Genomic DNA, 15,304 nt, shown 5'->3' on the forward strand with positions numbered 1-15,304 from the left:
TTAAACCAATAATAAGATTATACCCCGAGCGGTTACGTGAACAAAAGGATCTGAACTATGAGCTCTCTACGAAGAAAATGGATTAGTGACCCGGCTTTTAAAGTGTTCAAAAAAGTATTGCCACCTCTGTCTAGCACCGAGAAAGAGGCGATGGAAGCGGGTAGTGTATGGTGGGATGCCGAACTATTCTCAGGCAAGCCAAACTTCAAAACATTGCATCATTATCCAACGCCTACACTGACGGCAGAAGAGCAGTCATTTATGGATAATGAGCTTGAAACCCTGCTAGAAATGCTTGATGACCAGAAGATTGTCAAAGAAGACAGGGATTTACCGCCTGAAGTATGGGAGTACCTACGTAAAGAGCGATTTTTCTCTTTGATCATCTCGAAAGCATATGGTGGTCGTGAATTTTCCGCTTTGGCGAACTCAACCATTGTTTCTCGTATTGCGACTCGAAGTATCAGTACCGCGGTATCGGTAATGGTACCAAACTCTCTTGGTCCTGGTGAGCTGCTATCGCACTATGGTACGCAAGAGCAAAAAGATTACTGGTTGCCTCGTTTAGCTGATGGTACAGACATCCCTTGTTTCGCCCTAACTGGCCCTGAAGCGGGTTCTGATGCAGGTGGCATACCTGATCAAGGCGTGGTTTGTTACGGCACCCATGAAGGCAAAGAAGTGCTTGGCGTGCGAGTTAGTTGGAATAAACGCTACATCACGCTTGCGCCAGTTGCGACAGTGCTCGGGTTAGCATTTAAACTGCAGGATCCTGAAGGGCTACTTGGTGACAAGAAAGAGGTTGGCATTACATGTGCGTTGATTCCCGCTGACCATGAAGGTGTCGAGATAGGCGAGCGCCATGATCCTCTGGGGTCTGCGTTCATGAATGGTCCTACTCGTGGTGAAGATGTCTTCATCCCTATGGACTGGTTGATCGGTGGCGCTGATTACGCAGGTAAAGGTTGGCGTATGCTGGTTGAGTGTCTTTCTGCGGGGCGTGGTATCTCTCTCCCAGCGCTTGGCACAGCGATTGGTCACCTTACTACACGTACAACAGGTGCTTATGCTTACGTGCGTAAACAGTTTGGAATGTCGATCGGTAAGTTTGAAGGCGTCGCAGAAGCGATGGGGCGCATTGGTGGTCTTACTTACCTACTAGAAGCGACGCGTACGCTAACGACGACTTCTCTCGATATGAAAGAAAAACCTGGGATTGTAACCGCGATTGCCAAGTACCACATGACGGAAATCGCGCGTACCATTCTAAATGATTCGTTTGATATCCACGCGGGTCGTGCGATTCAAGATGGTCCAATGAACTATCTTGCTAAACATTACCTTGGTATCCCGGTTGCTATCACCGTTGAAGGCGCGAATATTCTGACTCGTAACCTGATGATTTTTGGTCAAGGTGCGACTCGATGTCACCCATATGTTCTAAAAGAAATGGAAGCCGCGGCGAATCCAGATTCTGAACAAGGTGCGAAAGAATTTGACAACTTACTCTTTAAACACATCAAGCACGCTCTCGGTAATACATTCGGTGCATTTGGTGCAGCACTAACTGGTTCTCGATTTGTTAACGCGCACATGAGTGGCCCAACGCAGCAATACTACAAAGACATTACTCGTCTCAGTCGTGCACTTGCAGTAAGTGCAGACTTTGCGATGTTAACCTTAGGTGGAGACTTGAAGCGTAAAGAAATGATCTCCGCACGTTTGGGTGATGGATTAAGCTATCTATATATGGCATCTGCTGCCTTGAAAAAGTATGAAGAGGAAGGCCGTCAACAAGGCGATCTAGACTTCGTTCATTACGCTGTTCAACACTGTTTGTATAACGCTTCTAAGTCATTAAATGAGGCTTACACCAACTTCCCTGTGAAATACGTTGGCGGTGTGCTTAAGGGGCTATTGTTCCCGCTTGGTAATCATTTCAATAAGCCAAGTGATGAGCTGTGTGTGAATTTGGCTGAAGCGATGATGACACCAGGCGCGCAACGTGATCGCCTCACGCATCTGTGCTACATCGGAAAATCAGAGGATGACAGCGTAGGCTTAATGGAGAATGCATTCCTTGCAATGTACGACATTAAACCTTTGGAGCGTAAACTTATGAAGGCTGCCAAGGATGGTAAAGTGGCTCGTAAAGGTCTGCTGCATGACCGTTTGCAGCAAGCATTTGAAGCAGGCGTGTTAACTGAGCAAGAAATTGATCAAATCATGGCTGCAGATAAATTGCGCTACAAGGCGATTCAAGTTGACCACTTTAATCATGACTTTTCTGAAGTGCGAACTCATAGCCCCAAAAAGTCGCAGTTGAATCCGGCGGCATAATAGACAACTAATGTTAAGAAAAGCACCTCAATGAGGTGCTTTTTTGTATTCTTGGGGAGTGGATGGTGGGATAGTGCTCCAACCACTTGCCTTTTAAGAGCATTTTTACAGAAATTAGATGCGAAATCCCAACGAAACTTTTATCCTAACAAGGTTTTTTAAAGGAAGTTGAATATGATCATCAAACCTAGAATTCGTGGATTTATCTGTACTACAACGCACCCTGTTGGTTGTGAAGCTAACGTAAAAGAACAAATTGCGTACACCAAAGCGCAAGGTCCAATCAAAAACGCACCTAAGCGTGTTCTTGTTGTTGGTGCATCAAGTGGCTACGGTCTATCTTCTCGTATCGCTGCGGCATTTGGTGGCGGTGCATCAACTATCGGTGTTTTCTTCGAAAAAGAAGGTACTGAGAAGAAACCAGGTACAGCAGGTTTTTACAATGCAGCTGCTTTTGAAAAGCTAGCGCGTGAAGAAGGTCTGTACGCAAAAAGCTTAAACGGCGACGCTTTCTCAAATGAAGCGAAACAGAAAACTATCGAGCTGATCAAAGAAGACTTAGGTCAAATCGATATGGTGGTTTACTCACTGGCATCTCCAGTACGTAAAATGCCAGAAACTGGTGAATTAGTTCGTTCATCTCTTAAACCTATCGGTGAAACTTACACATCAACGGCTGTTGATACCAACAAAGATGTGATCATCGAAGCTAGCGTTGAGCCTGCAACAGAAGAAGAAATCAAAGACACTGTCACTGTAATGGGCGGTGAAGATTGGGAACTTTGGATCAATGCGTTGTCTGATGCTGGTGTTCTTGCTGAAGGTTGTAAGACCGTCGCGTACAGCTACATTGGTACTGAGCTAACTTGGCCAATTTATTGGGATGGTGCACTAGGTAAAGCAAAAATGGACCTAGACCGTGCAGCGAAAGCGCTAAACGACAAGTTAGCAGCAACAGGCGGCAGTGCCAATGTTGCGGTACTTAAATCTGTTGTAACTCAGGCGAGTTCTGCAATTCCTGTTATGCCACTGTACATCGCAATGGTATTCAAGAAAATGCGCGAAGAAGGTGTACACGAAGGCTGTATGGAACAAATCTACCGTATGTTCAGCCAACGTCTATACAAAGAAGACGGTAGCGCGGCAGAAGTTGATGAGATGAACCGCCTACGTCTGGATGACTGGGAACTTCGTGACGACATTCAGCAGCACTGTCGTGAGCTATGGCCTCAAATTACGACTGAGAACCTAAAAGAGCTGACTGACTACGTTGAGTACAAAGAAGAGTTCTTGAAACTATTTGGTTTCGGCGTTGAAGGCGTAGATTACGAAGCGGATGTGAATCCAGCAGTTGAAGCAGACTTCATTCAAATCTAATCGAATCACAGACTAGATAACCAATAAACAAAAGGCGCTCATTGAGCGCCTTTTTATATTTCATAGTCAAAGTGAGTATTAACTTAGTATTATCAGAATCGTACCAGCTAACGTCATTAAAATATTCGCAATCGCATAGGTACCCGCATAACCAAGGGCAGGGATGGTGGACTTAGCGTAGTCGTTAACGACATCCATAGCCGGAGCGCAAGTACGGGCGCCAATAATGGCACCGAAGAGCAGGGCACGGTTCATCTTGAGTACGTGTGCGCCAACTAAGTAAGCCAGAACTACAGGCACAACACTGACAATAAATGCCAAACCAATGACTTTTGGTCCTACTTGCGTTAGGTGCTCGAACATCTTTCCACCTGCACTTAGACCAATTCCGACCATAAAGAACATTAACCCTAGATCTTTGACCATATTCAGCGCCCCTTGTGGGACATAACCGAAAGTAGGGTGATTTGCTCGTAAGAAACCAAGCGTAATACCGGACAACAGAAGACCCACCGCATTACCCAAACTGAAAGACACCTGACCGAACGTCATTGTGATGAGGCCAAACAGAATACCCAAAATAAAGAAGCTACAAAAAGCGAGCAAATCGGCCATTTGACTGTGGATCGAGATGAAACCGATTTTTTCCGCCAGTCCATGTACTCGGCTTTTCTCGCCGCTCACTTGAAGGACGTCCCCTTTAGCGAGCACAATGTCTAAGTCCATAGGCATTTCAATCTGAGCGCGAACTACGCGGTTTAAGAAACAGCCAAACTCAGACAAATTCAAATCCGATAAACGCTTACCAGCGATAGCGTCACTTTTTACGACGATTTCTTCTTCAACGATGCGCAAATCAAGCAAGTTACGGTCGAATACTTCTTTACCATTACGGAAGCTAGGGTCTAAGCGAGCATGGCTGTCAGGGAAGCCAACCAGTGCAATTTCATCTCCCTCTTGCAAGATAGCATCACCATCTGGGTGGGCGAGAATACCATTGCGACGGATTCGTTCAATGTAACAGCCAGTTTGACGATAAATACCCAGTTCTCGCAAGTTTTTACCATCAGTCCAGTCAATTAGCTCTGGGCCCACTCGGTAAGCTCGAATAATGGGTAAATACACTTTTCTCTGGCTTGAATTTCCAAGGCCACGCTCTTGTGCGATTTGCTGCGCGGAATCAGAAAGGTTTTGTTTTTGCAGTTTTGGCAACAATTTAGCAAACATGATCATGCTAATTAAGCCGACCAGATAAGCCATCGCGTAGCCTACGGATAGATTTTCTAATACCAGAGAAAATTCCATATTCCGCGGTATAGTCGCAAGGCCAGAGTTAAGAGCATCTTGTGCACCAACCAGTACTGGCGTTGCGGTCAATGCGCCTGCCATCATACCGGCGGATAAGCCAAAATCGAGGCCGAAATAGTGACTCAAGCCATACGTTAAGCTGACCGCAGACACGAGAACAGTCATGCTTAAAATAAAATAATGCTTACCATCTCTGAAGAATATACCAAAAAAGTTTGGTCCAGCTTCAATGCCAACGCAGTAGATAAACAGCATAAAGCCAATGGTTAAAGCTTCTGCATTAAATGAGAAACCAAGGTGGCCCATTACCAAAGAGGTAATAAGAACGCCAATAGAGTTACCTAGTTGTAATTTGCCAAATCGAATTTTTCCGATGGCAAGGCCAATGGCTAATACGACGAAGATTAGAAGGATAGGGTTTTGCTCGAGAAGGTATACGACGTCTATGTTCACTGTGTGGCTCGGTAGAGTGTGTGCCAAAAAAGATTAAGAACTGTGAATTGTAACTAAATATAGCAAAAAGATAAGTGAATTTTTTTAGGTTTTACCATTAGTTGACTTAACGTAATAACCAGCTGAAAAATAATAAAAAAGCCGCATGAAGCGGCTTTTTTGAAAACAGTCTTTATTACTCGTCAAATAGACCTAGGTGCTCTTTCGCGTATGCTTCGAACTCGTCGCAGCCACCGATGTGCTCTTGGTCGATAAAGATCTGAGGAACGGTTTCAACTGGTTTACCAACTGTTTTCTCAAGATCTGCTTTAGAAATACCTTCAGCGTGAATATCAACGTAACGGTAGTTGAAGTCATCACGTTTTGCTTTTAGCGTTTCTGCGTGCTCTTTTGCACGAACACAGAAAGGACATGCAGGGCGACCAAAGATAACAACGAACATAATCTTATTTCTCCTAAATCTATTCTTTTTTGAAAGCGTACAAAACATAGCGGCTGAGTGCGCTTTCTTTTGTTGGAGTAACTATGCCCGATCCAGATACGGAAATAAAGCGGCAATTACCTCTTGGTTCTATAGGTGAAATCTATCGAATAAAAACTAAACGCGCGTTCTTATTTTACGGCTCTGAAGTATGTGAAGTGACGCATAAAAAACATACATTCTAAAGGGTTAATGATGGCAAGGTGGAATTGGTCAATTTTTTTTGTTTAAAAAAATAGCAATCTATTTTGGCTATACGCAAATAACTTCAACTCTTACATAAGTGTTAAATCAGAGGGCGAGAGGTTATTTGGGTATATTCTTTTGGGAGGGTGTGTATGTTTCAGTTTATGACTGCAACAAGGATTATATTTGGTGAAGGTGCACTTCAATCTTCATTATCCGTTATTAACCAATTTGGCTACAGTGTTTTGCTGGTTACTGGGCAGGATACCCAACGAGCCGCCCCCATTATCCAATATCTTAAAGCTCAAAATATGCGTTACCAGCACGTAGCTATCGTTGGTGAACCATACATCACGATGGTAGAAGAGACCGCAGTGCTCGGTAGAAAATTCCAACCTGATATGGTGGTTGCGATAGGTGGTGGCAGCGTCATCGATATGGGCAAAGCCTTAGCCGCCATTATTCCCAATCAAGGCAATGTTTACGATTACGTAGAAGTGGTAGGAAGAAGCGTCCCTTTAAAAGCAAAGCCTCTTCATTTTATTGCAATTCCTACGACAGCAAGCACCGGTTCAGAAGTGACCAGAAATGCTGTGCTGAAATCTGGACAAGATAAAGTGAAAGTGAGTCTTCGAAGCCCTGATATGCTCGCAGACGTTGCCATTGTAGACCCGACACTTACTTACGGGACCGACCAATACACATCTGGACGTGGCGCAATGGATGCGTTCACTCATTTAATGGAAGCGTATGTGTGTGGTGAGCCAAACCCTCTTACTGATATGGTCTGCGAAGAGGGGCTACGCCGTTTAAGCCGTTCAGTGATTGCCGCTTGTAAGCAAGATAATCATAAGACGCGCTCTGATTTATCGTTCGCTGCATTGCTTGGTGGTATGGCGATTACTAATGCCAAATTAGGTGCCGCTCATGGGTTAGCATCGGCGTTAGGAGGCAAGTTAGACGCCCCCCATAGCGTTATTACGGCTCGCCTAGCTCCGCACGTGATGCAGGAGAACATTAACGCCGCTAAACTCGCGGGTAGGAATGATGTGATAAGTCGTTATCGCAAGCTGGCCCAATTAGTCACCGAGCGAGTAAACGCTAACGAACACGATGGAATTCTTTGGGTCAATATGGTGCTAGATAAGCTAGCGTTACCGCTACTGGCTCAATTTGGAGTATGCCAAACCTCTTTTGAGCAAGTGGCGAATGATGCGCTTAAATCAATGGCAATCAAAGGGAATCCTTTACCCCTGAATCAGGAACGTTTGATTTACATATTGCAGCAAGTCTGTGATTGTAGCGGAGAGTGCGCAGCTGAGAGTGCACAACATGTCAGTTCTGTTGAAGTACTGGAATCAAGAACGGACTTATCGAGTGTCAACGACTTAGGATGATTGCTCCCTTAGCTGCATTAAAACAAAAGGGGAGCCTTGAGCTCCCCTAGATAAAGTATTGACTAAGCTTTAGTGCTTAGTACTGGCTTAGTTTGTCATAGCGACTGTCTTTCAACGCATCTTTTACGCGTTTTAGGTTCTCACGGAAACCTGTACCACGGCGAAGAGTGAAGCCAGTTGCTAGCACATCAATCACTGTCATTTGTACAACTCGGCTTGCCATTGGCATGTAAACGTCGGTATCTTCTGGAATATCGAGCGTGATGGCCAGCGAGCTTGCCTTTTCTAGAGGAGAATCCTTCGCTGTAATCGCAATAACCGTTGCGCCATTTTCACGAGCAAGGTTCGCTATTTCTACCTGACTCTTTGTTCGACCGGTATGAGAAATAAGAACCACAACATCATTATCACTGCAGTTGATACAACTCATGCGCTGCATAACAATATCTTCAAAACAAGTAATTGGAATATTAAAGCGAATAAACTTGTTTTGTGCATCTCGGGCGACAGAAGATGATGCACCAAGGCCAAAGAATGAAATGCGCTTCGCTTGCGTTAGCAAATCGACCGCACGGTTCACTTGCATTGGATCTAGGCTATTTTTCGCGACATCTAAACACGCCATCGTCGATTCGAAAATCTTATGGGTGTACGCGTCTGGGCCATCGTCTTCTTCCACATTACGGTTAACGTAAGGGGTGCCGTTGGCTAGGCTCTGTGCCAAGTGAAGCTTAAAATCTGGAAAGCCCTTGGTGTCCAGACGACGACAGAAGCGGTTTACAGTGGGCTCACTAACGTCGGCCATTTTAGCCAGCGTTGCAATGCTTGAATGAATTGCAGTTTGTGGAGACGCCATAATTACTTCCGCAACTTTGCGCTCTGATTTACTGAAATTCTCCAGGTTTTTTTGAATTTTTTCTAATGTATTCATAGTGTTCACGAGGGTATAGAGAACAACTCGCTGGCTCTGCTAACGAAAGGAAACACGAAGATTCCGGAGTAGAGTGGGGCGTTAACGAAAACAACCAGCGCCATGGAATCAGTATAAACCTGATCTTCAATCAGTCTAAACCAATAACGGGTACTATTTAGTGAGAATTTGACAGGCCTCAAACAAAATGTTGTAAAAACTACAGAATTGGATGTGTAAACGAAGTTTTGTTGCGCTAGTCGCACGATAATGATGTTTGAGTTACATCAAAACGAAAAAAAATTTCAAATTGATGTAACTCGATCTGGCTGTTAAGACGATTGAATATCAACAACCAGCTGTTGAATCCTTTTCATCAAATTTGGTGCTTGCTTGGCGATTTCGCGTTGTTCATCAAGCACTGAGCTCAAAATTTCTTTTGTGGTCAGTGGATTTGCCAAAACCACTCTAAACACTATCGTATTCATGCGTTGCCATTGGTCTGGGTTCAGTCTTGTACGTGAAACGAACGATTTGCCCGTTTCGCGCTGACGCTTTTGAATAAACTGTGTTAACTCATTGATCAGCTCATTCAGTTGTTCTTTTTGTGAGCCTTCTGCTTGTGCTAATGCTTCACGGATGAATGGCGGCAAATAACGGTATGTGAGCAGACAAAGCTCTGGTTCAGAAACCAATTCGAAATCATCTTGCTGTTTGATTAAATCCGCAAAGTAGCGAGCTTTTTCAATGCTTTGGTCAATAAGAAGCTCATAACCTGGGCGACTTATGATGTGCATTGCGGCGTAGACTAACATCGCCATACCCGAACGTGAACCTTCTAATGTATGGCTGCCTAGGTCTTTTGAACCTTTTCGCAATATATATTGAGCGTGATGCTCTATGGATTTCATTGCGTCAGGGTCTTTGAACAGAACCATACCAGCGCCCATCGGGATGTAGAGCTGCTTGTGCGCATCAATAGTTACTGAGTCTGCCATTTCCACACCTTTAAGAAGGTGACGGTGATGGTTAGACATAAGTGTTGCGCCACCCCATGCGGCATCCACATGGAAGTGACAGCCGTGAGCTTGGCAGACTTCAGCGATTTCAGGCAATGGATCAACATTACCTGTCTCTGTTGTGCCAGCCACACCAATAACAGCAATAGGCTTGATGTTTTGTTTTTCGAGCTCAACAATTTTCGCTTTCAGGTCGTTGACAATAATACGGTTGTTGGCATCGGTTTTAACCGCAACCAAACCCTCTTGGCCTAGCCCTAATACATCGGCTGCTTTCTTAAGGGAGTAGTGACCACGCTCAGACACTAGCACCGCTAAGCCATCATAGCCATAGTGCTTCATGGCTTTAAAAAGGCCTTCCTTTTCCACACCTTTAAATGAGCCATTGGCTCTTAACGCTTTGTTACGTGCTACCCAAAGCGCAGTGATATTGGCAATGGTGCCGCCGGAACAAAATGCGCCTAATGAGTGGTTTGCACTGTGCATCCACTGATTGTAAAACGTATCATTCTGACCATATATCAAGCGATGCAGCATACCCAAAACTTGACGCTCAAGTGGCGTAAAGGCTTTGGAAGTCTCTATTTTTACCAGGTTTTGGTTTAAGGCGATCATGATCTTTGACAGTGGCATCAAGAAATAAGGCAGTGCCGATGTCATATGACCAATGAAGCTTGGTGAAGATGTGTGAACTGAGTGCGACACCAAAGTGTCGAGTAAGTGCTCTGTATGATCTGACACGAACTCTGGCTGCTCAGGAATCTGAGCAGAAGAAAAGTCTTTTTCGATTTCGCGTAAAGGCTTTTCTTCTGCCACGATGTGTTCACGAAGAAATTGATTTAGATTTCGCGAGAGGCTCTCGTCAATTTTAGTTAACGTTGAGTCCGGACCTTCTGGGACAGTGAAGATCTTTAGCAAGCTCTCAAAGCTAACATCAGCGGTTTTTTGTTCCTTAACCATAGCAAAGAATCTTTGTAGTTATTTTGGTAATGCGAGCGGCACAATCTAAACTAAAACGGGCGCAAAGTCCCGTTTTAATTGTTGAAACCCAAGTTGTAGAAATGAAAATTTTAGGTGAAGGTTACGATATTCACATTAAAAAATTCTAGATTGAGTACGTTAAAACATTCTAGTGTTTTCGAATGCTAATCAACGACTAATGCGAGCAATCTTAGTCACATTTCTGCTTTTCAATCTTTTCTATTGACTGATTGTACTTATTAAGTGCGGTATCAATTTGTTGGGGATGACTAAGCAGATCAGCGAATGCTGAACGAAGCTCGTAGTTTTTTGGGTGGTTAGTTGATTGACGGTCGCTAAATGTCTGTTTTGCAACTTCACCTAACTTATCGCTTCGGGTCGCTAACTGCTTAACGTCATGTTGCTCTAGTTTTAACCATGCTTCGATTGGCTGTTCCGTCGCAACGCGGCTAGGGTCGTTCTCTAGAAAGTAGTGAACCGCTTCGCGGTTTAATTCAAAGTGATGTTTACGTCCATCCAAGAACCATTGACTAACTTCTTTCAGATCTGGATATTGGGTAACCGTCAAATCAACAAGATCTTGATACCACTGTAGTGAGGCATCGACGTAGCCATCGTATTTGCTAGCAAGACATTGTTGATCTGCGGCAAGCGTAAAAGTTGAGCTTGTAGCGAGGAGCGCTGCAACGACAAAGCGTTTCATTCTTCTTCCTTCTGGTTGTTATCCCTTTATTAACGCAATGCACATCAGTTGATGTTTCTCCCTTCTTTCTATTTGGTCGTGACAAATCGTTAGGCTGAATGACGAAAAGAAAGAGGGGTCTTGCCAAAAAATATTGACCACTTTGACGTTAACTGGGTATTTAAATTTTTGCCGTATTGTAATGGATGTTAAAGCGAAAACCTGAGATCTAGCTAGCAAGTGATACAAAGAAAAGCATCATAACTGGTACCAATAAACTCAAAATAAAGCCGCTAACGATAGCAACAGGAACACAACGCACACCACCGGTAGTTTGAATAACGGGTAGGGTGAAGTCCATTGCTGTTGCACCGGCATAACCAATTGCGGTGCACGGATAGCTACGAATAAAGAGAGGAATGGCAACCAGTGCGACTAACTCTCTCATCAATTCAATCAAGAACGACGCGCCACCAAATACCGGACCAAAAGCGTCACCCATTAAAATACCTGCGAGTGAATACCAGCCAAAACCTGAAGCCATTGCGAGTGCTTGATAAAGAGGAAGATCCAAAAGCACCGCTGCAAGAACGCCACCAAGCATACATGTTGCGATGACAACAGCCGCAATGGCCATTCCTTGTTTATTTAATAGGATTTGACGCAGAGTAAGTCCACTATTGCGCAGCTGAATACCAATAAAAAATAGAAGTAGAAAGAGTATCCATTCGCTTGCTGTATCTACCCAACTCAAATCAATGGGTAACAGCAGGCCAACCACTAACCCTCCGCCAACGACCACGATAAGCTTAACAGACTCTAAAGCCATCGAAGATAACGGTAGCTTCTTTTGATTCTGATTGGTCTGGAGTGGAATAATTTTATCAATAATAGGCAGAGCCAACAGGTTGCAGGCACTTAGACACAAAAAAAACGTACTCGCATAGAGGAGAATACTTTGTAAGTTGCTGCTTAAATTATCGAGCGCCGCCAAGCTAAGACCCATCAACGACAAAATGACGTAAATAAGGTAGGACGTTGACTGATTGATCTTCTCCAATAACGAAGATCGAGATATAGGAATTAGATACCCCACCACAAGCGGAGCGAAAATAAATAGCATCCCTGAAAACATAAAGCTCAATGATTCCTTTTTGAGATAACATCAACACGCATAAATCAAATTATCTATCGGTTGAAATTAAAGACATTTCACCACACACAGCTCAGCCTTGAGCGAATCGTTTTATCACGGATAAGGTATTATCAGAAAGCGATAAATTACAAACCGCTAGCATTGAGTACAGCACGGATTTGATCATTGAAGTCAGTATCACTCATGTTACTAAGTTCATACAAGACTTCTGCACCAGTTAAGTTGAATTCAACTTCATGTTCGTCAATGCGTTCATCGTGATTGCGGAACATCAATAAATGATGCGCAATTCTAGCGATGTCGAGATAACTCACTTCTGGTCGCGTTAACTCGTATTTTTCATTTGAGGATACTTCTCTAAAGTCGTTGTCAAACCCCCAACGCTCAAGTACCAGTTTACTTGTGGCAGAACAACGTGTTTGGAAGATCTGCAATGCAATATCTGGGTCTAAGTAATTGCCCCTATCTAAGTACAAGTGGTACTCATTAATTAGGCAAAATAACCCTATATCGGCTAATAGACCGACCAATAACGCCTTTTCTTGCTCTAGATGACCATAAGTGCCTGGCTCGTGGCTACGAAACGATTGAACCAACATCACCATGACGGCACCGAGCTCACGAGATATCGCGGCACTCTTCACCAAGATGGCATTGCATTCTTTAGTGAGATTAACTGAGTGTTTAAGTTGCTCAATCGCTTGTGCGGTAACAATATCACGTACACGAAGTATTCCGAGACGAGATACCGCTGTAGTTAAGTCGTTGCAGGTGATATTTCTGCGATTGAAAATCACAGAATTAGCGACTCGTAAAACGACCGCTGCTAATCCGGGATCTTCCAATAAACAGTTAGCAACATCGGCAATCGTGGTGTGTTCTTCGACACATAACTGCTGAATTTTAAGCACGACATCAGGAATAGGAGGTAACGAAATCTTACCCGTGGAGATGGACTGTTCTACCAGCTGAGCAAACTCGGATTCCAGTGCGTTTATAAGCTTATCTTTATTATTTGGCAGCCAAAAAAATGATAAATGTTCCATTGTGACGCTGTACTTGAGATCTTTCGTACAGTGTACCCTTACAGCGTATTCTTTATCAATTAAATGCGTATTATGTGCCCGTAATTGCCAGCGAGATCATAATGATGGCGCGTTTTAGGCATGCTATGCGTCAAAAAAATATCACCACACGAACAATAAGTGTGAAACTAATCACGTATGCAGAATTTATACTTTTTTATATGTGACCTATGTCCTAACTTATTTTTCAACGTTAAGTATGATTAAGCAAGTTGGTGAGCACAACTCACAAAAATATCGCCAACAAATCGACATTTATAATTCGCTATAAGCTGCTGTTTATCTGGTGACATCGCTAATCGGGGTAATTTATTCAGATTAAAGAGGTCAATGGACATGACAGACCAAGCTTTTTTTAAATATGTACGCACCTTCAGTGAGTACCAAAAACGTTCTATGTTCGGTGGTATTGGTTTATTCACCGATGATGCTATGTTTGCGCTTGTCAGCAATGATTGCTGCTACTTACGTGGTGGTAATGGGCTAGATGAAGTGTTTACTCAACTGAGCTGTGAGAAGTATAAGCACGTCAAAAAACAGACGACGGCAACCGTAAATTATTATGATGTAACCGATTTATTCGAATCCGGATATGTAGGGCTTGATGAACTGGTACAAAAATCAATTGAATACTCAATTAAGGAACGGAAATATCAAAAGTCCTCTGCCAGTAGACGCTTAAGAGACTTACCCAACATGCAACTAACCCTTGAACGTATGGTCAAGAAAGCCGGTGTTGATGACGTAGAAACCTTTTTAGAACTTGGACCTGTAAAAGTCTTCAACAAAGTTAAAACGGCTTACGGTAATGATGTTGATGTAAAGCTACTGTGGAAATTTGCTGGTGCAACTGATGGCGTACATTGGAAACTGATCCAAGAGCCGCGTAAAAAACAGTTATTGGCACTGTGTGACTAAGCGAAGCTGATCGCACAATGATTGACTCGTTTCGATGGAGTTAGCGGGTCGTAAAGGCAAGTGTGAAAAGCGGAAAAAGGACGTTGAAGTTTTTTACCACTTCATTGAGTTAGTCATTAAATTAGACAAAAAAACCGAGGCAGAGACCTCGGTTTTTGTTTTTGAATTTGCTCTTTTCTTACAGTACAAATCTTAAAACTTAAAACGCGTAGTGAACATTACCTGATCACCGTAAAAATCGTTGATACGTGCTTCAGCACCCAAAGAGAAAAGCTCTGTTGAGTGGAATCGAGCGTAGGCAGAGCCAGTCCAATCGTCATCGTTATCGATAGAAACGTAGCCGACTTTGCCGCCTACTTCTAATTGAGGGCCCAACCATTGGCGAACACCTAAGTTCAGCTCCATACCAACATCTGTGCTGCTCTCATTCGAAGGTTGCACAACGCGCATTAGCATTTCACCAGTAAGATCTGCCCAGTTGTTCAGCGGAGAATGGAAGCCAAAGCCTGCAGCTGAGTCAAAATCACTTTCAAACTCAGAGTCAATACGAGCAATAACATGCGCGTTCGGGTGAATTGATTTGCTGAATCCAGCACCAAATGTCACAGGACTTGCGCCAATACGTGCTTCGAAATAGTCGTAGCTAAAGTTGCTCATAGTTGCTGGCGCATTGCGATCGTTTGCAGCTAGGGCATGGCTTGATGCCACTAGTAAGGCAGCGGCTAATAGTGTTTTACGCATAACTAACGATAAACCTTGTTCATTATTTCCATGGATTCAAGCAACCACTTGAACCGTAATCTGATTTGTCCGACATCATAATAAAAAGGAAGGTCCACGACCAACAAAAATGTGTCGATGTTTTGTCAATTAACTTAATAGTTCCTTGGTTTAAGCAAAAACTACGCCATATACGTAGTGCCCGAGAATTTCACTCGAACAAGTAACGATGTTTTTCTAACCTCGTTCTACTATGCGAGGTAACGTGGTTCAATGAGCATCGTTGAGTTC

12 protein-coding genes are annotated in these 15,304 nt (G+C 43.6%); 4 read left to right on the forward strand and 8 right to left on the reverse strand.

All coding sequences use genetic code 11. From position 1 onward, the window contains the following. The first annotated feature begins 57 nt into the window (after positions 1 to 57). Both R7H07_RS04075 and fabV read left to right on the forward strand, forming a co-directional pair. A complete protein-coding gene (locus R7H07_RS04075; RefSeq protein ID WP_206959113.1) occupies positions 58 to 2,340 on the forward strand; it encodes an acyl-CoA dehydrogenase in 2,283 nt (760 codons plus the stop codon). A 174-nt stretch (positions 2,341 to 2,514) separates the two neighbouring features. Continuing rightward, positions 2,515 to 3,717 (forward strand): enoyl-ACP reductase FabV, encoded by a 1,203-nt coding sequence (fabV, locus tag R7H07_RS04080; RefSeq protein WP_005388648.1) that lies wholly within the window; start codon positions 2,515 to 2,517, stop codon positions 3,715 to 3,717. Positions 3,718 to 3,795: 78 nt separating this feature from the next. Here the strand turns inward: fabV and R7H07_RS04085 are convergent, their stop codons facing one another. Then, on the reverse strand, positions 3,796 to 5,478 hold the full coding sequence (locus tag R7H07_RS04085) for an aspartate:alanine antiporter (RefSeq protein ID WP_005378028.1): 1,683 nt from the start codon (positions 5,476 to 5,478) through the stop codon (positions 3,796 to 3,798). A 175-nt stretch (positions 5,479 to 5,653) separates the two neighbouring features. Further along, positions 5,654 to 5,920: a GrxA family glutaredoxin gene (locus R7H07_RS04090; RefSeq protein ID WP_005378026.1), complete on the reverse strand. Its 267-nt coding sequence runs from the start codon at positions 5,918 to 5,920 to the stop codon at positions 5,654 to 5,656. A 377-nt stretch (positions 5,921 to 6,297) separates the two neighbouring features. On the opposite strand from R7H07_RS04090, the gene R7H07_RS04095 reads away from it, so the two are divergent. Further along, entirely contained in the window at positions 6,298 to 7,542 is a 1,245-nt protein-coding gene (locus tag R7H07_RS04095) for an iron-containing alcohol dehydrogenase (RefSeq protein WP_206959114.1), read from the forward strand. Between the two features lie 76 nt (positions 7,543 to 7,618). On the opposite strand, the gene R7H07_RS04100 is transcribed toward R7H07_RS04095, so the two are convergent. The 5 genes from R7H07_RS04100 to R7H07_RS04120 form a co-directional block, all read right to left on the reverse strand. Then, a complete protein-coding gene (locus R7H07_RS04100; protein ID WP_005378021.1) occupies positions 7,619 to 8,473 on the reverse strand; it encodes a MurR/RpiR family transcriptional regulator in 855 nt (284 codons plus the stop codon). Positions 8,474 to 8,784: 311 nt separating this feature from the next. Further along, complete coding sequence (gene panP / locus R7H07_RS04105) at positions 8,785 to 10,431, reverse strand: pyridoxal-dependent aspartate 1-decarboxylase PanP (protein ID WP_005378019.1); 1,647 nt, start codon at positions 10,429 to 10,431, stop codon at positions 8,785 to 8,787. Positions 10,432 to 10,642: 211 nt separating this feature from the next. Beyond that, on the reverse strand, positions 10,643 to 11,155 hold the full coding sequence (locus R7H07_RS04110; protein ID WP_017634875.1) for a hypothetical protein: 513 nt from the start codon (positions 11,153 to 11,155) through the stop codon (positions 10,643 to 10,645). A 208-nt stretch (positions 11,156 to 11,363) separates the two neighbouring features. Beyond that, positions 11,364 to 12,269, reverse strand: coding sequence for a lysine exporter LysO family protein (locus tag R7H07_RS04115; protein WP_005378011.1), 906 nt, complete (start codon positions 12,267 to 12,269; stop codon positions 11,364 to 11,366). Positions 12,270 to 12,415: 146 nt separating this feature from the next. Continuing rightward, positions 12,416 to 13,336 (reverse strand): HDOD domain-containing protein, encoded by a 921-nt coding sequence (locus R7H07_RS04120; protein WP_025766846.1) that lies wholly within the window; start codon positions 13,334 to 13,336, stop codon positions 12,416 to 12,418. A gap of 369 nt (positions 13,337 to 13,705) precedes the next feature. On the opposite strand from R7H07_RS04120, the gene R7H07_RS04125 reads away from it, so the two are divergent. Continuing rightward, positions 13,706 to 14,293: a TfoX/Sxy family DNA transformation protein gene (locus R7H07_RS04125; RefSeq protein ID WP_005378007.1), complete on the forward strand. Its 588-nt coding sequence runs from the start codon at positions 13,706 to 13,708 to the stop codon at positions 14,291 to 14,293. A 192-nt stretch (positions 14,294 to 14,485) separates the two neighbouring features. Here the strand turns inward: R7H07_RS04125 and R7H07_RS04130 are convergent, their stop codons facing one another. Further along, positions 14,486 to 15,034 (reverse strand): hypothetical protein, encoded by a 549-nt coding sequence (locus R7H07_RS04130; RefSeq protein WP_005378006.1) that lies wholly within the window; start codon positions 15,032 to 15,034, stop codon positions 14,486 to 14,488. Between the last annotated feature and the right edge of the window lie 270 nt (positions 15,035 to 15,304).

This window comes from Vibrio sp. Vb1127, assembly GCF_033338735.1.
In the GTDB taxonomy this organism is placed as follows: domain Bacteria; phylum Pseudomonadota; class Gammaproteobacteria; order Enterobacterales; family Vibrionaceae; genus Vibrio; species Vibrio alginolyticus.

What these genes read in the sequence shown, in the direction of transcription:
- R7H07_RS04075 (WP_206959113.1), top strand. Translation starts at nt 58, where the DNA reads ATGAGCTCTCTACGAAGAAAATGGATTAGTGACCCGGCTTTTAAAGTG.
- R7H07_RS04110 (WP_017634875.1), bottom strand. Translation starts at nt 11,155, where the DNA reads ATGAAACGCTTTGTCGTTGCAGCGCTCCTCGCTACAAGCTCAACTTTT.
- R7H07_RS04130 (WP_005378006.1), bottom strand. Translation starts at nt 15,034, where the DNA reads ATGCGTAAAACACTATTAGCCGCTGCCTTACTAGTGGCATCAAGCCAT.
- R7H07_RS04125 (WP_005378007.1), top strand. Translation starts at nt 13,706, where the DNA reads ATGGACATGACAGACCAAGCTTTTTTTAAATATGTACGCACCTTCAGT.
- fabV (WP_005388648.1), top strand. Translation starts at nt 2,515, where the DNA reads ATGATCATCAAACCTAGAATTCGTGGATTTATCTGTACTACAACGCAC.
- R7H07_RS04115 (WP_005378011.1), bottom strand. Translation starts at nt 12,269, where the DNA reads ATGTTTTCAGGGATGCTATTTATTTTCGCTCCGCTTGTGGTGGGGTAT.
- R7H07_RS04100 (WP_005378021.1), bottom strand. Translation starts at nt 8,473, where the DNA reads ATGAATACATTAGAAAAAATTCAAAAAAACCTGGAGAATTTCAGTAAA.
- R7H07_RS04095 (WP_206959114.1), top strand. Translation starts at nt 6,298, where the DNA reads ATGTTTCAGTTTATGACTGCAACAAGGATTATATTTGGTGAAGGTGCA.
- R7H07_RS04120 (WP_025766846.1), bottom strand. Translation starts at nt 13,336, where the DNA reads ATGGAACATTTATCATTTTTTTGGCTGCCAAATAATAAAGATAAGCTT.
- panP (WP_005378019.1), bottom strand. Translation starts at nt 10,431, where the DNA reads ATGGTTAAGGAACAAAAAACCGCTGATGTTAGCTTTGAGAGCTTGCTA.
- R7H07_RS04090 (WP_005378026.1), bottom strand. Translation starts at nt 5,920, where the DNA reads ATGTTCGTTGTTATCTTTGGTCGCCCTGCATGTCCTTTCTGTGTTCGT.